The 20479-nt window shown below is 65.4% G+C and carries 19 protein-coding genes; 11 read left to right on the top strand and 8 right to left on the bottom strand.

All coding sequences use genetic code 11. From position 1 onward, the window contains the following. Window positions 1–77: 77 nt before the first annotated feature. Window positions 78–368, bottom strand: coding sequence for a co-chaperone GroES (locus C8C99_RS19175; protein ID WP_108626595.1), 291 nt, complete (start codon window positions 366–368; stop codon window positions 78–80). Between the two features lie 522 nt (window positions 369–890). Here C8C99_RS19175 and C8C99_RS19180 point away from each other — a divergent pair. Together C8C99_RS19180 and C8C99_RS19185 are read left to right on the top strand one after the other, a co-directional pair. Further along, a complete protein-coding gene (locus tag C8C99_RS19180; protein WP_108626596.1) occupies window positions 891–1223 on the top strand; it encodes a metal-sulfur cluster assembly factor in 333 nt (110 codons plus the stop codon). Window positions 1224–1360: 137 nt separating this feature from the next. Beyond that, on the top strand, window positions 1361–2377 hold the full coding sequence (locus C8C99_RS19185) for a hypothetical protein (protein ID WP_233247268.1): 1017 nt from the start codon (window positions 1361–1363) through the stop codon (window positions 2375–2377). A gap of 109 nt (window positions 2378–2486) precedes the next feature. Here the strand turns inward: C8C99_RS19185 and argC are convergent, their stop codons facing one another. Then, window positions 2487–3440 (bottom strand): N-acetyl-gamma-glutamyl-phosphate reductase, encoded by a 954-nt coding sequence (gene argC, locus C8C99_RS19190; protein ID WP_108626597.1) that lies wholly within the window; start codon window positions 3438–3440, stop codon window positions 2487–2489. A gap of 101 nt (window positions 3441–3541) precedes the next feature. Between argC and C8C99_RS19195 the strand changes: the two genes are divergently transcribed. Then, window positions 3542–4429 carry a LysR family transcriptional regulator gene (locus C8C99_RS19195; protein ID WP_108626598.1) on the top strand — a complete coding sequence of 296 codons (888 nt, stop codon included), beginning with the start codon at window positions 3542–3544 and terminating at the stop codon, window positions 4427–4429. Between the two features lie 47 nt (window positions 4430–4476). Here C8C99_RS19195 and petA read toward each other — a convergent pair whose 3' ends face one another. Beyond that, the gene (petA, locus tag C8C99_RS19200) at window positions 4477–5103 is read right to left on the bottom strand and encodes a ubiquinol-cytochrome c reductase iron-sulfur subunit (RefSeq protein WP_056640918.1); all 627 of its coding nucleotides are present in this window, start codon (window positions 5101–5103) and stop codon (window positions 4477–4479) included. A 336-nt stretch (window positions 5104–5439) separates the two neighbouring features. Between petA and C8C99_RS19205 the strand changes: the two genes are divergently transcribed. After that, window positions 5440–6816 carry a sigma-54-dependent Fis family transcriptional regulator gene (locus C8C99_RS19205; RefSeq protein ID WP_056640920.1) on the top strand — a complete coding sequence of 459 codons (1377 nt, stop codon included), beginning with the start codon at window positions 5440–5442 and terminating at the stop codon, window positions 6814–6816. Between the two features lie 80 nt (window positions 6817–6896). Here C8C99_RS19205 and C8C99_RS19210 read toward each other — a convergent pair whose 3' ends face one another. After that, the gene (locus C8C99_RS19210; protein WP_199226456.1) at window positions 6897–7604 is read right to left on the bottom strand and encodes a TetR/AcrR family transcriptional regulator; all 708 of its coding nucleotides are present in this window, start codon (window positions 7602–7604) and stop codon (window positions 6897–6899) included. Between the two features lie 182 nt (window positions 7605–7786). Here C8C99_RS19210 and C8C99_RS23960 point away from each other — a divergent pair, with 182 nt between their 5' ends. From C8C99_RS23960 to C8C99_RS19235, 6 genes are all read left to right on the top strand, one after another. Beyond that, window positions 7787–7936 (top strand): hypothetical protein, encoded by a 150-nt coding sequence (locus C8C99_RS23960; RefSeq protein WP_156391371.1) that lies wholly within the window; start codon window positions 7787–7789, stop codon window positions 7934–7936. Further along, on the top strand, window positions 7936–9285 hold the full coding sequence (locus C8C99_RS19215; RefSeq protein WP_056640923.1) for an NAD(P)-dependent oxidoreductase: 1350 nt from the start codon (window positions 7936–7938) through the stop codon (window positions 9283–9285). The genes C8C99_RS23960 and C8C99_RS19215 overlap by 1 nt, the downstream gene beginning before the upstream one ends. Before the next feature lie 53 nt (window positions 9286–9338). Then, on the top strand, window positions 9339–10652 hold the full coding sequence (gene preA, locus C8C99_RS19220) for an NAD-dependent dihydropyrimidine dehydrogenase subunit PreA (RefSeq protein ID WP_056640925.1): 1314 nt from the start codon (window positions 9339–9341) through the stop codon (window positions 10650–10652). A 221-nt stretch (window positions 10653–10873) separates the two neighbouring features. Further along, window positions 10874–12331: an NCS1 family nucleobase:cation symporter-1 gene (locus C8C99_RS19225; RefSeq protein ID WP_056640928.1), complete on the top strand. Its 1458-nt coding sequence runs from the start codon at window positions 10874–10876 to the stop codon at window positions 12329–12331. An 80-nt stretch (window positions 12332–12411) separates the two neighbouring features. After that, a complete protein-coding gene (gene hydA, locus C8C99_RS19230; protein ID WP_108626599.1) occupies window positions 12412–13863 on the top strand; it encodes a dihydropyrimidinase in 1452 nt (483 codons plus the stop codon). A 26-nt stretch (window positions 13864–13889) separates the two neighbouring features. Next, window positions 13890–15146 carry a Zn-dependent hydrolase gene (locus C8C99_RS19235; protein WP_108627239.1) on the top strand — a complete coding sequence of 419 codons (1257 nt, stop codon included), beginning with the start codon at window positions 13890–13892 and terminating at the stop codon, window positions 15144–15146. 78 nt (window positions 15147–15224) lie between these two features. On the opposite strand, the gene C8C99_RS19240 is transcribed toward C8C99_RS19235, so the two are convergent. Beyond that, the gene (locus C8C99_RS19240; protein WP_056640933.1) at window positions 15225–16262 is read right to left on the bottom strand and encodes a bifunctional nicotinamide-nucleotide adenylyltransferase/Nudix hydroxylase; all 1038 of its coding nucleotides are present in this window, start codon (window positions 16260–16262) and stop codon (window positions 15225–15227) included. A gap of 558 nt (window positions 16263–16820) precedes the next feature. On the opposite strand from C8C99_RS19240, the gene C8C99_RS19245 reads away from it, so the two are divergent. Next, the gene (locus C8C99_RS19245; RefSeq protein WP_056640936.1) at window positions 16821–18062 is read left to right on the top strand and encodes a diguanylate cyclase; all 1242 of its coding nucleotides are present in this window, start codon (window positions 16821–16823) and stop codon (window positions 18060–18062) included. A gap of 27 nt (window positions 18063–18089) precedes the next feature. Here C8C99_RS19245 and C8C99_RS19250 read toward each other — a convergent pair whose 3' ends face one another. From C8C99_RS19250 to metK, 3 genes are all read right to left on the bottom strand, one after another. Next, window positions 18090–18548 carry a hemerythrin domain-containing protein gene (locus C8C99_RS19250; RefSeq protein WP_108626600.1) on the bottom strand — a complete coding sequence of 153 codons (459 nt, stop codon included), beginning with the start codon at window positions 18546–18548 and terminating at the stop codon, window positions 18090–18092. A gap of 36 nt (window positions 18549–18584) precedes the next feature. Then, window positions 18585–18770 carry a DUF1328 domain-containing protein gene (locus tag C8C99_RS19255; protein WP_055399302.1) on the bottom strand — a complete coding sequence of 62 codons (186 nt, stop codon included), beginning with the start codon at window positions 18768–18770 and terminating at the stop codon, window positions 18585–18587. 399 nt (window positions 18771–19169) lie between these two features. Beyond that, window positions 19170–20351: a methionine adenosyltransferase gene (metK, locus tag C8C99_RS19260; protein WP_056640943.1), complete on the bottom strand. Its 1182-nt coding sequence runs from the start codon at window positions 20349–20351 to the stop codon at window positions 19170–19172. Window positions 20352–20479 lie beyond the last annotated feature (128 nt).

Consider the following 20479-nt stretch of genomic DNA (forward strand, 5'->3'; position numbering starts at 1 on the left):
ATTCAAATTGCCTGATAGCGCTTATTTGATAAGCGCTATTAGCTATGAAAAGATGAGTGATTCAGAGGGGCGAGAAATTATTTCTCGACCACTGCAAACAGGTCGTCTTCCTTCATCACCAGCAGCTCGTCGCCCTTGACCTTGACGGTCTGGCCCGAGTACTTGCCGAACAGAACGCGGTCACCGACCTTCACGTTCAGGGCAATCAGCTCGCCCTTGTCGTTCTTCTTGCCGGGGCCGACGGCCAGCACTTCACCTTGATCGGGCTTTTCAGCGGCGTTGTCGGGGATCACGATGCCGGAGGCGGTCATGGTTTCGCTTTCGATACGCTTGACGATCACGCGATCGTGCAGGGGGCGAAGGTTCATTGCATTGCTCCTGTTTTCAGTAAAAAAAGCTGAGGGACTCACACAGCCCCGGCCATCCGAGGCTGCCAAACTGCCAGCAGGGAGTGCAGTGTTAGCACTCGTCTGCGGTGAGTGCTAATGATACGGGCATTTGTGGCCATTTCAAGACACCCCGCCAATCAGGTGGGGCTTCTGAGCCAGTTGTTTGGAAAACGCCCGCCTGGGTGCAGTTTCCATGGGGCGCTGAGCGTTGCGCGGTGGATTGGGGGCAGGCTTTTGCTGCTTGGGGGGAACAAGTGCCGCGGCAAGGGTGAGAAAACGCCCTCGCAACCATCTCCGACTCGTATCGGTCTGCGCTTTTGATTGTTATCCATAATGCATGACAGCTGACTTTCCTTCAGGAGCCGCAATGTTCCAGTTCACAGCCTCGGCGCGAACATCCCCCGCGGGCGCCCCTCTGGCTCCCCTTCATGCGGGACCTATGGCTCATCCCCTTGTTGCTTTGTCGATAACGAGTGGGCGCCCCGCAGTGCGGGCTTTGCCATGAGCGAAGCGCCTTTCCCGTACGATGGTCCCGAGGAGTTGCGCCAACCCATAGTGGCGGCGCTGAGCCGGGTGGTCGATCCCGAGGTAGCCTTGAATGTGGTGGATGTGGGGTTGGTATACGGAGTCACCGTGGCGCAAGGAAAGCTGCATGCCCGGGTCACCATGACCTCTGCAGCGTGCCCCGTGACTGAGGTGATCCTTGAAGAAATCGAAGCTGAGCTGGATCGTGACATGCCACCGGAGTTGCTGATCCAGGTCGAGCTGGTCTGGGAGCCACCATGGTCCACAGACCGCTTGAGCGAGAGCGCCAAGCGCTTCATGGGGTGGTGACCACTCCGGCGGGTTCATCTCCCGCCAGGCCGCGAGCGGCGTCCACGCACGCCAGTCGCTTCGTCCCCATCCTTTTGATACTGGTTGCCATCTCGCTGCTGGGCGGCATCGCAGGGGGCCTGCTGCGAGCCGGTTGGGTGCTGTCCTTGCCCTTTTTGGGTGGCCATTGGTTAGGGAATGGAGCGGTGAGCCACGGGGCGCTGATGATTTGCGGGTTCATGGGCACCGTCATCGGTATCGAGCGAGCCGTTGCGGTCAAGCGGCACGCGGCCTGGCTGGCGCCGGTGGCCTCCGGGTGGGGTGGGCTGTGCCTGCTGGCGGGTCTGACGACAGCGGGTGCATGGCTGCTTACGGTGGCCGCTGTGGTGTTCGTGGGGGTCAACGTGGTGGTGGTTCATCGCCAGCGTGCCGCCCATACCGTCTTGCTGCTCGCCAGCGCGCTCGCATGGCTGACGGGTAGCTTGTTGTTCCTGTTACGGCCTGAGGACATGTCCAGCGTGCCTTGGTGGTTTGCCTTTCTGGTGATGACGATTGCCGCTGAGCGCTTGGAAATGACGCGGTTGATGCGCAGACGTCCAGGGGCACAGGTGTCGCTTTGGCTGCTCCTGGGTGCGCTGGCCGCAGGCGCCGCGCTGTCAGCGTTCTCTGCGCGGGCCGGTGGCGTGCTCTACGGCCTTTCGCTGTTTTGCCTGGCCCTGTGGCTTGGCGTTTTTGACATCGCGCGTCGCACCGTGCTGGCCCAAGGCCTGGCGCGTTTCATGGCAGTGTGTTTGCTGGGGGGCTATGCGTGGCTGGCGGTTGCCGGGTTGGCTTGGACTGGCGCCGCGCTGGGTCTTCCGCTGCGCGATGCCGCGCTGCATGCTCTGGGGCTGGGGTTTATCGTAAGCATGATGATGGGACATGCTCCGGTAATTCTTCCTGCCATCGCTCGCATCAAGCTTCAATTCGGCTCACTGTTCTATGTGCCGCTGGCGGTACTGCATTTGTCGCTGATCGTGCGGTTGGGCATCGGGCTGAACGACTTTGCGTGGCGGGGCACCGGAGCCCTGCTCAACGCGGTAGCCATTGCCTTGTTTGCGGCCGTGATGGTCGGGGCCGCGGTGCTCTGGCAGGCGCGCCACCGCTCCGGTGCGCCAAAACAAGATAGGTCGTGAAGCTCTCGGCCATCCTTCTCTGGCCGTGATGAATGGCGCGGCAATTTCCAGTGCCGTGTCGCACCGACTCCCCATGTCTTTCATAGACGGTGGCCGGCGATCTGGAGCGTCATGCCGCACCCGCTTGTTCAATGGACCGCCCCATCATCAAGTCCAGGTTCTGCACCGCCGCCCCCGAGGCGCCCTTGCCCAGGTTGTCAAACACGGCGGTCAGCAGCACCTGGCCGTGGCGGGCGTTGCTGAACACCCCCAGCCGCAGCTGGTTGGTGCCGTTCAGGGCCTGTGGGTCCAGGTGTTCGGCTGCTTCAGTGGCGGCGGGGGGCATCACCTTGACAAAGGGGGCGCCTGCATAGTGCTGCTGGAGGCAGGCGTGCAGGTGTTCGCCTTGCGTGCCCGGCGCGAGCTGCCGCAGATGCAACCCGACGGTCAGCACAATGCCCTGGCGGAAGGCGCCGTACGAGGGCAAGAAAAACGGCCGCTGCGATAGCCCGGCGTGTTGCGCGATTTCGGGCGTGTGTTTGTGCTCCAGCTGCAGCCCGTAGACCTGGAAGGCGGGCGCATGGGCTGCCTCGGGGCCTTCGTGCGCTTGCACGCGGGCACGACCACCGCCGGAATAGCCTGACACCGCATGGATGTTGAGTGCATGGTCGGCGGGCAGCAAACCGGCCTGCACGAGGGGCCGCAGCAGGGCGACGGCGCCTGTGGGGTAACAGCCAGGGTTGCTGACGCGTTGCGCGCTGGCGATGCGCGCGGCCTGCGCCGCATCCATCTCCGGAAAGCCATAGACCCATTGCGCGTCCGTGCGGTGGGCCGAACTGGCGTCGATCACGCGCACGGCGGGGTTGTGGATGGCGGCCACGGATTCGCGGGCGGCGTCGTCGGGCAGGCACAGGATGGCGATGTCGCAGCTGTTGATGGCTTCGGCGCGGCGCGTGGGGTTCTTGCGGTCGGATTCGGGCAGTGTCAGCAGCTGCAGGTCGGTGCGGCCGTGCAGGCGCTGGTGGATTTGCAGGCCGGTGGTGCCTTGGTCGCCGTCAATAAAAACAAGGGGCTGGGTGGTCATGGTGTGGATTCCTAGCATGGGGGGATGTGGAATCTTCGGCGTCGGTCTAAACTTTGAAAAGTTGAATTTCACAAACATCAAGATCAGTTCAGCTGAACGTCATGCGCGAACTCAATCTCGACCGGCTGCGCACCCTGGTCACCATCGCTGACCTCGGGTCTTTTGCCGAAGCGGCCCGCACGCTGCATCTGGCGCCGCCCACGGTCAGCCTGCACATTGCGGACATGGAGGCGTTGATTGGTGCGCCGTTGCTGGTGCGCAAGCGGGGCGAGGTGCGGCCGTCCGGCGCGGGCGAGGTGCTGGTGGAGCGGGCCCGGCGCCTGCTGGCCGATGCCGACGAGGCCATGGACCTGGTGCAGCGCCAGGTGCAGGGGCTGGAGGGGCGGGTGCGGCTGGGCGCGTCCACCGGCGCCATCGCGCACCTGCTGCCCCAGGCGCTGGAGGTGCTCGGCCAGCACCACCCCGGCATCGACGTGCAGGTGGCGGTGCTCACGTCGCAGGAGACTGTGTCGCGGCTGGCGCTGGGCACGCTGGACGTGGGCCTGGTGGCCTTGCCCATGGTCTCGGTGCGCGGGGTGACGGTGATGCCGTGGCGGCGCGACCCGGTGATGGCGTTTGTCCCCTCGGCCTGGGCGGCACCCCGCAGGGTCACGCCCCAGTGGCTGGCTGGGCAGCCGTTGATCCTGAATGACGACGGCACCAGCCTGTCGCGTCTGACGAGCGAATGGCTGGCCCTGGCGGGCGAGCAACCCAAGGCGCGCATCCAGCTCAACTACAACGATGCCATCAAGAGTCTGGTGGCTGCGGGCTACGGAGCCACACTGCTGCCGCATGAGGCCTCCACCGCCACGCCGCTGGACCCGCGCATCTGCATGCTGCCGGTGCAGCCCCGGCTGTGGCGCCCCCTGGGCATTGCCCACCGCGCGGGCCCGGTGGAGCGCGCCACCCAGCATGTGCTGGATGTGCTGTGGCAGCAAAAGCAGGTGTGACGCGAAGCTCAACCGGGATTTTGCTGCCCCAGGCCGCAGCCTGTCGCTCAGGCTGCGTCGTCCCCGATGAGCAGCCGGGTGTCGGACACGTAGCGGTGCGGCGGCACCTCCAGGTTGGTGGGTGCGGGCTTGTTCTTGAAGACGCGGCCCGCCAGGTCGAAGGTGGAGCCGTGGCAGGGACAAAAGAAACCACCCTGCCATTGGTCGCCCACGCTGGGGTTGCTGGTGCCTGCGGGCACGGCAGTGGGGGAGCAGCCGAGGTGCGTGCAGATACCCACCGTGACAAACACCTCCGGGCGGATGGAGCGTTGCGGGTTGCGGGCGTACTCGGGTTGCTGGTCCTTGCGCGAGGCGGGGTCGGCCAGCGCGGCGTCTTGCTGGGGCAGGGCGGCCAGCATTTCGGGCGTGCGCCGCATGATCCACACGGGCTTGCCGCGCCATTCCACCGTCTTCACGCCGCCGGGCGGCAGGTCGCTGATGTCTACCTCCACACCGGCGCCCATGGCCCGGGCGCGTTCGCTGGGGGCGAGGCTGGACACCAGGGGCACGGCAACCCCTGCCGCCGCCACGCAGCCCGTGGCCGCTGTCAGCAGCACCAGCTGCCGACGCTCTGCGGAGGGGTTGCCCTGGGTGCCTGGAAGGGATCCATTCGGTGTCGCGGGGTGGAGGGCCATGGGGTGCTTTCTGAGAGAGAGGGGGCTCGACGGGGTGACGCCCACCGCCCACAACGCTGCGGGTGGCCATGCCTTACCGCAAACGACGTGCCATCACCCGCAAGACCGGCCTGCCATGGCACGCACTGCATGAAAAGCCCGTGAATTCAATGGGTTGCGCGCGCGATGTCGGGTTGGCAGGTGCGCCGCAGGCCCGGCAGCGGCCGGATTCACTGCCACCCGGTCTGCCAAACCGGCTGCCAACTGCCATCCGTTGAAGTCCGCATGGCATAGATCAAAGGCCTGCCGGCGAAACCGGTGCACCGTCAGGGCCTTTGCCTGTACCGAGGTGTTGCCATGCCCCGTCTCTCCGCGCCGCCCACCGAACTGGTGTCCTTTCTGGAAGGGCTGCCCGATCCGCACATCCTGCTGGACGACCGCTATCGCATCCTGGCGGCCAATGGGGCCTATCGCCGCCAGTTCGGTGCAGCGGGCGGAGTGGAGGGACGCGTTGTGGGGCGCCCCTGTCACGCCGTGTCTCACCATGCCAGCGTGCCCTGTGACCAGGCGGGCGAGTCCTGCCCACTCGCGCAGGCGCGCGCCTCGGGGCAGCGCGAACGGGTGCTGCATGTGCACCACACGGACCAGGGCGAGGAATATGTACAGATCGAGCTGGCGCCGGTGGCGGGTGCGGACGGCACCACAGGGTTCTTTGTCGAAAAGATGGTGCCTTTGCCGGTGGCGGCGCAGCCGGTGCCGTCGGCGCAGGGGCTCATCGGGCGTTCGCCCGCGTTCCAGAGGATGCTGGGCCTGGTGGCGCGGGTGGCACCCTCGCGGGCTGCGGTATTGTTGCTGGGCGAGTCGGGCACGGGCAAGGAGCTGGTGGCCCATGCCGTGCACCAGAGCAGCCTGCGCGCGCGGCGCGCACTGGTGCCCGTGGACTGCTCCAGCCTGCCCGAGGCGCTGTTCGAGTCCGAGCTGTTCGGGCATGAGAAAGGGGCGTTCACCGGCGCGGCCCAAGCCCGGCCGGGGCTGGTGGAGGCGGCAGACGGCGGCACGCTGTTTCTGGACGAGGTGGGCGACATCCCCCTGCCGCTGCAGGTCAAGCTGCTGCGCCTGCTGGAGACTGGTACCTACCGCCGCGTGGGCAGCACCGAGCTGCGGCATGCCGACCTGCGCGTGGTATCGGCCACGCACCGCAATCTGCCGCACATGGTGGCTGCAGGGCGTTTTCGTGAAGACTTGTACTACCGCCTGAGCACCTTCCCCATCCACCTGCCACCGCTGCGCGAACGCCAGGGCGATACCGCCCTGCTGGCACGCGCGCTGCTGGAGCGTGTGGCACCCCCGCCCCGGGCGCTGCAGCTGTCTGGCGCTGCGCTGGCCTTGCTGGAGGTGCAGCCCTACCCCGGTAATGTGCGGGAGCTGCGCAACCTGCTGGAGCGCACCGCCTTGCTGTGCGATGGCGACACCATCGGCGCTGAGCATGTGCAGCAAGCGCTTGCCTGCGGCCTGCCGCCGCTCGTGAGTGGGGTGGAGAAGGGCGTAGTGGAGCCGCGTGCATTGGCGGCGTTGGCCGGGTCGTCACGTCAACGACGCTTGCTGGACGACGAGGCCCTGCAACAGGCTCTGGCAGCCCACCAAGGCAGCCGTGCCGCGCTGGCGCGGCAGCTGGGCATCAGCGAGCGGTCGCTGTACCGGCGGCTGAAAACCTTGGGCGCATGGCACCCATAGATGAAGAAATCGGCCCCAGGCGCATAGGTTGATTGCGTTAGCAGCTATTGTTTATATAGCGTCTGGTGTGTCGTGCCTGCTTACACCACCGCATCGGGCGCCAGCGCGCTCAGCACCATGCGCACGATCAGCTCTTCGGCCTTTTCGTAGTCGCGCTCGGTCAGAGCGGGCTTGCCCAGCAGCAGGGCGAACTGGGCCTCCTGCTCCGCGTACGCCTGGGTGACCGACCAGATGATGAACATGAGGTGCGTGAAGTTGACCTTGGCAATGCGTCCCTCGCGCGCCCAGCGCTCGAAGGTGCGCACCTCGGTCTTGAGCAGCGGCGCCACACGTTCGGTGATGGCTGTGCCATACCGTGGTGCACCCGCAATCACCTCTTTGGTGAACACCTTGGCGCCCTGCGGGCGCGTGCGCGAGTAGTGCAGCTTGGCGCGGATGTAACGCCGCAGCGCCTGCTGCGGGTCGTCGCTGTGTGACAGGTCTTCCATGCCCGCCAGCCACTGGGTGAGCACATCGTCCAGCACCCGCTGGTACAGCGCCTCCTTGCTCGGGAAGTAATACAGCAGGTTGTGGCGGCTGATGCCGATGGCGGCGGCAATGCTCTCCAGCGAGGCGCCTTCAAAGCCGAATTGCGCAAACTGGTTCTCCGCCTCGGTGAGGATGCCTTGCTCCTTGAGCAAGCGCGACGCCGTGGGGGCGCGGGGCGCGGACTCGTCAAGTGCGGGCGGGCGGGCCACCTTGCGGGGGCGGGGGGCGGGATTGGCAGGGGACGGGCGGGCTGCAGTCATTGCACCATTGTGGAACAAGCCGGGGCCTGAAAACTGGCAATTGGCTGGCTGGAGGCTGGCACGCGGTTTGCTGTAGGGATTTTACCAATTGGTAAATTTTTACGGGTTGGTAAATTGACCCACAACGCAGGGCACCGCCGCCCCAAAGCAGCGTGCACCTGCACCCCACAGCGAGGACCACGATGAAACCTCCGAAGTTTGCGGATACCAGCCTTCACGCTGGTGCCGCATTGGTTGGCGCCACTGGCTGGCGCTCCAACGCTGCGCGGCGTGCGCTTGCACGCCCCCTGGGCGCCCAGACCCCCACCCTCACCCTCTCGGAGGAAACCTGATGGACACACCCGCAAGCCGTGCCTGCGGCATTCACGCCGCACGCCTGAACCTGGCCGACTACGCCGTCAACTTTGGCGACGCACACCCGCCGCTCACTCGGGCGCAAGCGCTGATCGAGGCTGAGCGCTGCTACTACTGCCACGACGCCCCCTGCGCCACGGCCTGCCCCACGGGCATCGACATCCCCTCGTTCATCCACCGCATTGCGCAGGACAACAACCGCGGCGCAGCGCGGGCGATTCTGGAGGCCAACCCGCTGGGCGGCATGTGCGCGCGGGTGTGCCCCACCGAGGTGCTGTGCGAGCAGGCCTGCGTGCGCAACACCAACGAAGACAAGCCGGTGGAGATCGGCTCGCTGCAGCGCTACGCCACCGACGCCTTCTTTGCCCAGCCCGGGGCTCCGCTGTTCCAGCGCGCAGCCGCCACCGGCAAGTGCGTGGCCGTGGTGGGCGCCGGGCCTGCGGGCCTGGCCTGTGCGCATGGCCTGGCCGTGCGCGGGCATGACGTGGTGCTGTTCGAGGCGCGACCCAAGCTCGGCGGCCTCAATGAATATGGCCTGGCCAGCTACAAGACCACCAACAACTTTGCGCAGAAGGAAGTGGAGTGGCTGCTGTCCATCGGTGGTATCGAGGTGCGCACCGGCCAGCAACTGGGCCGTGACATCACGCTCGATAGCCTGCTGGGCGCTTACGACGCCGTGTTCCTGGGGCTGGGCCTGCAGGGCGTGAACGCGCTGGGCGTGGCCGAGCCCACGGCCACCGGTTTGCGCAATGCGGTGGACTTCATCGCCGAGTTGCGCCAGAGCTCCGACCTCTCCACCCTGCCCGTGGGCCGCCGCGTGGTGGTGATTGGCGGCGGCATGACGGCGGTGGACGCCGCCGTGCAGTCGCGCAAGCTGGGGGCGGAAGAAGTGACCATCGTCTACCGCCGGGGCGCCGAGGCCATGTCGGCATCGGCCGTGGAGCAGCAATGGGCGCAGACGAACGGCGTGACCATTCGCCACTGGGCCGCACCGAAAGAGGTGCTGAGCGAAAACGGCGCGGTGAAGGGCGTGCGCTTCGCCGCCACGGCGTTGGGCGACGGCAAGCTGGTGGAAACCGGCGAGATCTTCACGCTCGAGGCCGACATGGTGCTCAAGGCCATCGGCCAGACCTTTGTGGCCGAGCCTGTGGGCAACCGCATCGCGCTGGAGGGCGGGCGCATTACCACCGATGCCGAAGGCCAGACCAGCCTGCCGCGTGTGTGGGCCGGTGGCGATTGCCGCGTGGGCGGCCGCGACCTCACGGTGGAGGCGGTGGAGCACGGCAAGGTCGCCGCTGTTTCCATCCACGCCGCACTGATGGCTTGAGATGGCCTGAAGCGGCCTGAACTCCTTCACCCCAGTTTTCACGGGAGCACCCCATGGCAGACATTCGCAGCAATTTTCTGGGCATCCAAAGTCCCAACCCCTTCTGGCTGGCCTCCGCACCACCCACTGACAAAGAGATCAACGTCACCCGCGCCTTCGAGGCGGGCTGGGGCGGTGTGGTGTGGAAGACGCTGGGCGAAGACCCGGCGGTCGTCAACGTGAACGGCCCGCGCTACTCCACGCTCATGTCGCAAGACCGCCGCGTGATCGGCCTGAACAACATCGAGCTGATCACCGACCGGCCGCTGCACACCAACCTGGAAGAAATCAAGCGCGTCAAACGCAACTGGCCGGACCGGGCCATGATCGTCTCGCTCATGGTGCCCTGCGAGGAGCAGAGCTGGAAGAACATCTTGCCGCTGGTGGAAGACACCGGCGCTGATGGCATTGAACTCAACTTCGGCTGCCCGCACGGCATGAGCGAGCGCGGCATGGGTGCGGCCGTGGGCCAGGTGCCCGAGTACATCCAGATGGTCACTGCCTGGTGCAAGCACTACAGCAAGCTGCCGGTGATCGTGAAGCTCACGCCCAACATCACCGACGTGCGCCAGCCCGCACGCGCCGCCAAGGCGGGCGGGGCCGATGCCGTGTCACTCATCAACACCATCAACTCCATCATGGGTGTGGACCTGGACCGCATGGTCATGAGCCCGAGCACGGACGGCTGGGGCTCGCACGGCGGCTACTGCGGTCCGGCCGTCAAGCCCATCGCACTCAACATGGTGGCCGAGATTGCACGCGATGCACAAACGGCCGGCCTGCCCATCAGCGGCATTGGCGGCATCACCACGTGGCGCGACGCGGCCGAGTACATCGCACTGGGCTGTGGCACGGTGCAGGTGTGCACGGCGGCCATGGTGTATGGCTTCAAGATCGTGCAGGACATGTGCGATGGCCTGTCCAACTTCATGGACGACCACGGCTACGCCACGCTCGACGACTTCAAGGGCCAGGCCGTGCCCACAGTCAAAGATTGGAAGAACCTCAACCTCAACCACATCGAAAAAGCCGTCATCAACCAGGACGCCTGCATCCAGTGCGGCCGTTGCCATGTGGTGTGCGAAGACACCTCGCACCAGGCCATCACCTTCACCAAGGACGGCGGCGTGCGCAAGTTCGAGATCAACGAGGCCGAGTGCGTGGGCTGCAACCTGTGCGTGTCAATCTGCCCCGTGCCCGAGTGCATCACTATGCGCGCGTTGGAACCCGGCGAGGTGGATGTGCGCACGGGCAAGACGGTGACGGGCGAATACGCCAACTGGACCACGCACCCCAACAACCCGCAGCGTGTGTCTGCAGCCGCTTGATATGTGCCCCTGCGTGCGTTTGCCACAGGCCCCGCAAGGCGTTGTGACGGCACCCGTGGTGGTGCCGATTTGCAACGCATGCTGCACTGCATCTGGTGCAGTTCTTGCGTGATCTCTAGCATCGCTCGCTTCCCTTTGCCCGCCATCTGCCAGCGTGAGGGCGCTGGAACAGACAGCGGGTTGTGTGCAACCCCAACGACGTCTTTGACAGGAGTACAGGCATGACCAACAGTACCGGCAGCGCGGCCCATGTGGCGGGGCTGATGCCCGGCGATGCATCCAACACGCTCGCCAATGAAGATCTGCTCCCCACCACCGCCGCGCAGCGACACTGGACGTGGAAGGACTTTGCCGCACTCTGGGTGGGCATGGTCGTGTGTGTGCCCACCTACACCATGGCCAGCTCCATGCTGGACCAGGGCTTTACCTGGCAGATGGCGGTGTGGCTGGTGTTCCTGGCCAACTGCATCGTGCTGGTGCCCATGGTGCTCATCGGGCGCGTAGGGCCCCGGTACGGCGTGCCGTTCCCGGTGTTGGCGCGTGCATCGTTTGGCGTAAAAGGCGCCAACCTGCCCGCCGTGCTGCGCGGCCTGGTGGCGTGCGGCTGGTTCTCCATCAACTGCTACTTTGGCGCGCTGGCGCTGCACGGGTTCCTCAACATCCTGGGCATGGGGCTCGCAGGCCCCGCCGATGGGCAGACCATCAGCACCTCGCAGTTCATGTGCTTCCTGGCGTTTTGGGCGGTGCACATCTGGTTCATCTGGAAGGGCCCGGAGTCCATCCGCAAGCTCGAAGTGATTGCCGCGCCGCTGATGATCATTGCGTCCATTGCGCTGGTCGTCGTGCTGATGATGAAGGTGCCCTCGGGCCAGCTTTTCAACCTGCCCGCCAAGGTGGTCGAGGGCGGCCCCAAGACCTGGGCGGCGCTGACCGGCCTGGTCGGCTTCTGGGCCACGCTGGCGCTCAACATTCCGGACTTCACCCGCTTTGCCAAGTCGCAGAAGGACCAAGTGTTGGGCCAGGCGATTGGCCTGCCGATTCCCATGGCGCTGTTTTCCATGGTGGGCGTGATCGGCTTCTCTGCCTCGGCCATCCTGTACGGCAAGGCCCAGCTGTTCCCCGATGGTCTGCTCACGCAAATGGGCAGCGTGGCCGCAGGCCTGGGCCTGCTGGTGATCTTGCTGGCCAACCTCACGACCAACGTGGCCGCCAACCTGGTGTCGCCGTCGTATGACTTCAGCCAGTGCGCGCCGTCCAAGATCAGCTTCCGCATGGGCGGTCTGATCGCTGCGGGCATCGGCCTGCTGTTCATGCCCTGGAAGCTGCTGGCCACCTCGGGCGGCTATCTGTTCACCTGGCTGGGCGGCTATGGCACGCTGCTGGGCGCCATTGCGGGCATCCTGCTGGTGGACTACTACCTGGTGCGCAAGAGCGAGCTGAAGGTGGACGACCTGTACCGCCGTGGCGGTGAATACGAGTACAGCAACGGCTGGAACCTGCAGGCCCTGATTGCCTTTGCACTGGGTGTGCTGCCCTGCCTGCCGGGCTACCTGGCGGTGTCGGGTGTGGTGGACAAGGCGGGCATGCCTGCCATCTGGCTGTCGCTGTTCGACTCGGGCTGGTTCTTCAGCCTGGCGGTGGCCGGCACCTACTACTACCTGACGGCCAAGAAGAAGTGATCCCCCGGACCCTGCCTGGGCCTGGTGCCAGTGCAGGGTCCCTTTTTTTGAATTGATCTGTATCCCTGAAGGAGATCCCCATGAGCCAAGCCCTTGTGATCCGCGGTGGCACCGTGGTCAACGCCGACCGTGAACAGCGCGCCGATGTGTTGTGCGTCGATGGCCGCATCGTGGCCGTGGGGGAGGATGCTGCTACTCAGGCCCCCGCGGGTGCAGAGACGCTGGACGCCAGCGGCCAGTACGTGCTGCCCGGCGGTATCGACCCGCATACGCACATGCAACTGCCTTTCATGGGCACCGTCACCATGGACGACTTCTTCACCGGCACGGCCGCCGCGCTGGCGGGTGGCACCACGAGCATCATCGACTTTGTGATCCCCGATCCGCAAGAACCCATCCTGGATGCTTATCGCAAGTGGCGCGGTTGGGCGGAAAAGTCGGCTGCCGACTATTCCTTCCACGTCGCCATCACCTGGTGGAGCGAGCAGGTGCGCGCCGACATGGGCACGCTGGTGCAGGAGGAGGGCGTGAACAGCTTCAAGCACTTCATGGCCTACAAGAACGCCATCATGTGCGACGACGAAACCCTGGTGAACAGCTTCAAGCGCGCGCTTGAACTGGGCGCCATGCCCACGGTGCATGCCGAAAATGGTGAACTGGTCTACCTGCTGCAGCAGGAAGTCGCCAAGATGGGCATCACCGGCCCCGAGGGCCACCCGCTCTCGCGCCCGCCCATGGTCGAGGCCGAGGCCGCCAACCGTGCCATCGCCATTGCCGACGTGCTGGGCGTGCCGATTTACGTGGTGCACGTGAGCTGCATGGAGTCTGCCGACGCCATCGCCCGCGCCCGCGCACGCGGCCAGCGCGTGTACGGCGAGGTGCTGGCCGGCCACCTGCTGGTGGACGACAGCGTGTACCGCGACCCCGACTTTGCCAAGGCCGCCGCCTATGTGATGAGCCCACCCTTCCGCCCCAAGGGCCATCAAGAGGCGCTGTGGCGCGGCCTGCAGTCGGGCCAGCTGCACACCACGGCGACGGACCACTGCACCTTCTGCGCCGCGCAAAAGGCCATGGGCAAGGAGAACTTTGCCAAGATCCCCAACGGCACCGGCGGCGTGGAAGAGCGCATGGCCGCGCTGTGGGACGGCGGTGTGAACACCGGGCGCCTCACGCCCAGCGAGTTCGTGGCCATCACCTCGGCCAACGCAGCCAAGCTGTTCAACATCTACCCCCGCAAGGGTTTCATCGGCGAAGGCGCCGACGCCGACCTGGTGCTGTGGGACCCGCAAGGCACCAAGACCGTCTCGGCCAAGACCCAGTTCAGCAAGGGTGACTTCAACATCTTTGAGGGCCGCACTGTGCGCGGCATCCCCAGCCACACCGTGAGCCAGGGCCGCGTGGTGTTTGCCAACGGCGACCTGCGCGCCGAGCAAGGCAGGGGCCGCTACATCAAGCGCCCGGCGTTTGGCGCGAACTTCAACGCTGTGCAAAAGCGTGCGCAGGACCTGGCCCCTACGGCCGTTGCGCGCTAACCGTTGCAATGCATCCGGAGAACACCATGGACACCAAAGTCAAACCCAACATCGAAAACCTGCGCATCAACGGCCAGCGCCTGTGGGATTCGCTCATGGAGCTGGCGCAGATCGGCGCCACACCGAAAGGCGGCGTGTGCCGCCTGACCCTCACCGACCTGGACAAGCAGGGCCGTGACTTGGTGACCCGCTGGGCGCGCGAAGCCGGCATGACGGTCACCATCGACAAGATCGGCAACGGCTTCATGCGCCGCCTCGGCCGCAACAACAGCCTGCCACCCATCATGACCGGCAGCCATATCGACACCCAGCCCACGGGCGGCAAGTTCGACGGCAACTACGGCGTGCTGGCGGGCATCGAGGTGGTGCGCACGCTCAATGACCATGGCATCGAAACCGAAGCCCCCATCGAAGTCGCGTTCTGGACCAATGAAGAAGGCAGCCGCTTTGTGCCCGTGATGATGGGCTCGGGCGTGTTCGCCAAGGCCTTCACGCTGGAGCACGCCTACGCCGCCACCGACACCGAAGGCAAGACGGTGAAGGGCGAGCTGGAGCGCATCGGCTACATCGGCGACCAGGAACCGGGCGACCACCCCATCGGCGCGTACTTCGAGACCCACATCGAACAAGGCCCGGTGCTGGAGGACAACGACAAGACCATCGGCGTGGTCAGTGGCGTGCTGGGCATCCGCTGGTTCGACTGCACCGTGACCGGCATGGAAGCCCACGCAGGCCCCACGCCCATGGCCCTGCGCAAAGACGCGATGCTGGCCGCCACGCGCATCATGCAAGACGTGGTGGCCGCAGCCCATCGCCACCCGCCCCACGGGCGCGGCACGGTGGGCATGGTGCAGGTGTTCCCCAACAGCCGCAACGTCATCCCCGGCCGGGTCAAGTTCAGCATCGACCTGCGCAACAGCACCGACGCGCTGGTCGATGCCATGGCGGCCGAGGTCAAGGCCTTTGCCGACCAGGTGGCCCAAGAGCACGGTGTGCAGGTGCACATCGAGATGGTGTCCAGCTACCCCGCGCAGCTCTTCCAGCCCGAGTGCGTGGAGGCCGTGGGCCGCGCCGCTGCCAAGCTGGGCTACAGCCACATGCCCGCCGTTTCGGGTGCCGGGCACGACGCCGTGTACATGGCCAAGCTCGCGCCCAGCGGCATGATCTTCATCCCCTGCAAGGACGGCATCAGCCACAACGAGATCGAGGATGCGAAACCTGAGCACATCGAGGCGGGGTGCAACGTGCTGCTGCATGCCATGCTGGAGCGGGCAGGCACCTAGTGCTATATAAAATATAGCTTCTGACGCATGTTACATAGGCACTTGCACCCGTTTTGATGCAAAACCGGGTGGGTAGGGTCAGTCCAGCTCCGTCAGCCCCAGAAAGTGGTCCAGCATGTGGAAGTGGTCTTCAAAGAATTCCTCTTCCATGCCTGCCAGCTGGTCGATGCGTGTCCACTGCACCAGCGCCGCATCGTCGTCGGCCTGCACCACCGGGAAGGGCGCATCGCCCAGGTCGAAGTAATGCGCATGCGTGATGGTGCGGCCGCGCTGGCTGCGGTCGGGGTGGTCGAACACGGCCACTGACTGGAGCGCGGCGCGCATGGTGGCCTCGGGCAGGTGGCAGTGGGTTTCTTCCACCAGCTCGCGCAGACAGGACTGCCACACCGTCTCCCGTTGCTCGATGAAGCCGCCGGGCACGGCCAGCTGGCCTTTGCCGGGCGCGTGGGCGCGGCGGATCAGCAGCACATGGTCCTGGCAGCGCAGCACGGCGTCCACCGTCACGAACACGGGCGGGTAGGGCGCGGCGGACCAGGCTTCGCGGTAGCTGCGCAGCATGCGCCACTCCTCCTGCAGTGCAGGGTAGTGCGGGGTCTGTGCAAAGTCTTCCAATCTGGCAATGGTGCTCTCGGGGATCTCGTTGGCCAGCGGCGCCACCGCAGCGCGTGCGGTGGCGGGTGTGGCGCCAAAGTACGCATCGCGGATGGCGGTGGCATCGATGCGGCCCTGGCGCTCCACATGGATCAGCTGCCAGCCCGGAAAGGCGCCGAGGTAGCCGCTGGTCGCATCCTTGAAGTGGCCCACCAGGCCGATGCTCGCGCCCGGTGCGGTCAGGCGGGCCACGCCCCGCCGCACCGCCTGCACCCACACGGTTTCGTTGTAGTAGTCGCGCATGGGCAGCACCTGCACCCGGGCGCTGTCGGCGGCGGGCAGGGCTGCGCGCAGCATGGCTTCGCGCTCCTGCCAGGTGAAGGGGTTCTTGGGCGAGCGCGCCTGCCAGGCTGAGCCGACCACCACGATGACCTGTGGTGCGCTGTCCAGCGCACGTTGCAGCAGGGCCATGTGGCCGCTGTGGACGGGCTCAAAGCGTCCGATGTAGAGGGCGGTATCGACCATGTGTCTCCGGCAGGTGGTGCGCATTGGGCCTTTTGTCTCCCTGGCCCGGGGGGGGCGCCTTGGTGCTTGCGGCGGCTGCGGCCGGCCCTGGCCTGGAAGGGCATGCGAGGGGCGTTGAAGCGGCCTTGGGGCAGGTTTTACAGGCTTTTTGGCTGGATGTGCAGAAATGATATGCGCTGGTAGCTATCTTTTTTGTAGTAATTTTATCGCCCATCTAGGCGTGAAGGGGTGGGGAGCCGGGCTGTGTCGTTGTCGCCCAGGTCGTTGTGTCGCCCGAGCCCATGGTGCTGCCCAGCCTGTCATGCGACGGGCTGGGCGGCGGTGTGCACCACGCGCTGGCAAAAAAGGGGTGGACCTGGTCCCGCAAACGTGGCGACAATGCGCCGCTTGCATGCGGGGCACAGTGGTTTCCCACCGCGGTTCCCGTCCTTTTCGCGCTTTGGTCCGGCGAGGCGGTGTGCAAGCCCACCTGTGTGAACCTGGGGGACGGCGCCCGCTGTGGCCTGTCCGCACCTCCAATAACAGGCCTGCAGCATGCGGGCCCTTCGAGGGAGATCCATGTCGTTGCGGCTCAAATTCAACCTGGTGCTGGCGGGCGTGCTGCTGCTGGCGGTGCTGGGCGCGGGCGCCTATGTGCACCGCTTCCTGCAGCAATCCGCCATCGAGGAGGTGCAGCACAACTCGCAGATCATGATGCACGCCGCCATGGCCATCCGCGACTACACGACCGAGCTGGTCAAACCTCACCTGGATGTGACGCTGGCAGAAAAATTCCTGCCGCAGACCGTGCCCGCGTACGCTGCCACCGAGACGCTGCGCCGCCTGCAAAACCGCTTTCCGGGCTATGAGTACAAGGAAGCGGTGCTCAACCCCACCAACCTGCGCGACCGGGCCAACGAGTGGGAGGAGCGCATCATCAGCGACTTCCGCGAAGGCCGGGCCGACCTCAAGAAGGAGGTGACCGGCGAGGTGGGTGAAGGCATGCACCGCGCCCTGTACGTGGCCCGGCCCATCACCATCAAGCAGCCGCAGTGCATGGCCTGCCACAGCACGCCGGCCGTGGCGCCGCCCACCATGCTCAAGGTCTACGGCGACAAGAACGGCTTTGGCTGGGGCATGAACGAGACGGTGGGCATCCAGGTGGTGAAGGTGCCCATGTACTTCCCGCTGGAGAAGGCACGTCAGACCTTCAACACCGTGATGGCGGCGCTGGTGGGCAGCTTTGTGCTGCTGTTTGTGGGCCTGAACCTGTCGCTGTCGTCGCTGGTGATCGAGCCCATGGCGCGGCTCAACCGCAAGCTGGAAGACCTGGCCACCAAGGATTTCCTGACGGACCTGGTGAACCGCCGCCGCTTCTTTGAAAGGCTGGAGACCGAGATGGCCGACACCCGCATCAAGAAGGGTAGTTTGTCGGTGGTGATGTTCGACATCGATTTTTTCAAACGCATCAACGATACCTTCGGGCATGACTCGGGCGATGTGGTGCTCAAGAGCACGGCGCTGCGTGTGCGCGAGCTGCTGCGCTCGTCCGACTGCGCTGCGCGTTTTGGGGGCGAGGAGTTCATCATCCTGCTCAAGGAAACTCCGGTGGACGCCGCCATGGCCATGGCAGAGGCCGTGCGTGCGCGCATTGCGGGGACGCCGTTTGACGCGGTGGGCCATGTCAGTGCCAGTTTTGGCGTGGCCACCTGGGACCACAAGGAAGACAGCCATGCATTGATCAAGCGCGCAGACACGGCGCTGTACAAGGCCAAGTCCAGCGGTCGCAACTGTGTGGTGCGGGCCGAAGAGGCGGCGTGATCCGGTGCGTGCATCGAGGCCGCCCGCTCAGGCCGTGACGGCCTTGGCTTCTTCGTAGTCCGCCCGGTAGCTTGCAGCCAGCGCCGTTTTCTGCCTTTCCGTCAATAACTTGCCGGCCATCTGGAAGAAGCGGTGTTCCTCTTCCTTCAGGTGGTGCTCCACCTTTTCGGCCAGCTTTTTTGCCAGCGGCAGCCAGGCGGGGCTCGAAGGCTCGGTCTCTTCCAGTGACTCCACCAGTTCGTCGATCTGGTGGTGCTCTGAAATGGCGTGGCGCGACAGGTCGATGCCCGCATCGTGGGCCATCAGCGGCACATAGAGGTGCCGGTCCTCGGCCTGGGCGTGCGCGGCAAGCTCTTTCTTGAGTTGGTCGAACAGCTCACGCCGCTCTGGCGTGTCGCCGCTGGTGTCGATGAGTGTGCCGTATAGCGCGCGCTGGCGCTCATGGCTCTCGCGCAAGGCTTCAAAGATGTTGGTGGTGTCGGTCATGGGGCTGTTTTTTTGCGTGGATGAAGGTGCTCAGGACTACTTGAGCACTTTGCGGGCAGCGCCCACCCCAATGACCGCCAGCACCACAAACACCACGGCAATCACCAGAAACAGCACGAACAGCACCTTGGCAATGCCCGCCGCACCTGCGGCGACACCGCTGAAACCCAGGGCCCCAGCCACGAGGGAAATCAGGGCAAAAATGATGGCGTACTTCAGCATGGTGGTCGCTCCTTGCAGTGAACAGTGGGGCAGCGCGGCGCTGCGGAAGGTGTGCAGGAACGATACCGACGGACTGTGGAGCGCGCCGTCAGTGCAGGCGGGCGGTGGGTGTAGGAGAGCACCGCTGAGGAGCCCGCGGGGCCAAAAGAAAAGCCGCAACGCGGGGCGTTGCAGCTTGGGAGGTGGGTGCGGCTCTGACGGCCTTTTGGCCTTTGCTCACATTGCTGCTCAATATGAGCTTCGTCCACGGACGGAGAGCCGCGACATGCGCGGGGGGCTTACAGCCCGGTTGCTGCGCGAAGCGCAGCGGCTTTGTCCGTACCTTGGTCTGCGTTCACATCGCTTGCGCGATATGAACTTCGCCCGAAGGCCGATACCGCCCTATTCGCGCGGCGGGCTTTACAGCCCGGCTGCAGCGCGAAGCGCAGCAGCTTTATCGGTCTTCTCCCAGCTGAACTCGGGTTCTTCGCGGCCGAAGTGGCCGTACGCTGCGGTCTTTTCATAGATCGGGCGCAGCAGGTCCAGCATCTGGATGATGCCCTTGGGGCGCAGGTCGAAATGCTCGCGCACCAGAGCGGCCAGGCGCTCGTCCGACACCACGCCCGTGCCCTCGGTGTACACGGTGATGTTCATCGGCTCGGCCACGCCGATGGCGTAGGCCACCTGGATCTGGCACTGGCGGGCCAGGCCGGCGGCCACGATGTTCTTGGCCACGTAGCGCGCGGCATAGGCGGCCGAGCGGTCCACCTTCGTTGGGTCCTTGCCGCTGAACGCACCGCCGCCGTGGGGGCAGGCACCGCCGTAGGTGTCCACGATGATCTTGCGGCCGGTCAGACCGCAGTCGCCTTGCGGGCCGCCGATGACGAAGCGGCCGGTGGGGTTGATCAGGTAGCGCGTGTCTTTGAGCCATTCCTTGGGCAGCACGGGCTTGATGATCTCTTCGATGATGGCTTCGGTGAACGAGGCCTTCATCTTGGTTTGCGTTTCGCTCTGGTCGGGGTGGTGCTGGGTGGAGAGCACCACGGTGTCGATGCTGTGGGGCTTGCCGTCCACGTAGCGCATCGTCACTTGCGACTTGGCGTCGGGGCGCAGGAACGGCAGGCGGCCGTCCTTGCGCAGCTGGGCCTGGCGCTCGACGAGGCGGTGTGCGTAGTAGATCGGCGCGGGCATCAGCTCGGGCGTCTCGTCGCAGGCGTAGCCGAACATCAGGCCCTGGTCACCGGCGCCGGTGTTCAAGTGGTCGTCGCTCGCGTGGTCCACGCCCTGGGCGATGTCGTTGGACTGCTTGTCGTAGGCCACCAGCACGGCGCAGCCCTTGTAGTCAATGCCGTAGTCGGTGTTGTCGTAGCCGATGCGCTTGATGGTGTCGCGTGCCACCTGGATGTAGTCCACGTGGGCGTTGGTGGTGATTTCGCCCGCCAGCACCACGAGGCCGGTGTTGGTCAGCGTTTCAGCGGCGACGCGGCTGCGGGGGTCTTGCTTGAAGATCGCATCGAGAATCGCGTCCGAGATCTGATCGGCCACCTTGTCGGGGTGGCCTTCGGAGACGGATTCCGAGGTAAAGAGAAAGTCGTTCGCCATTTGAATAAACTCCTGTGTTCCGGCATTTGGGGCGTTGCCCTCACCCCGAAGGAGCTTTGGCGAACGCTTTAGCAGTTTTTTTTAACGTCGCCCTGCAAGTTGCTCATTTAACTCAGCGACCCCTCTAT

The sequence above is a fragment of the Acidovorax sp. 107 genome, from assembly GCF_003058055.1.
In the GTDB taxonomy this organism is placed as follows: Bacteria; Pseudomonadota; Gammaproteobacteria; order Burkholderiales; family Burkholderiaceae_C; genus Acidovorax.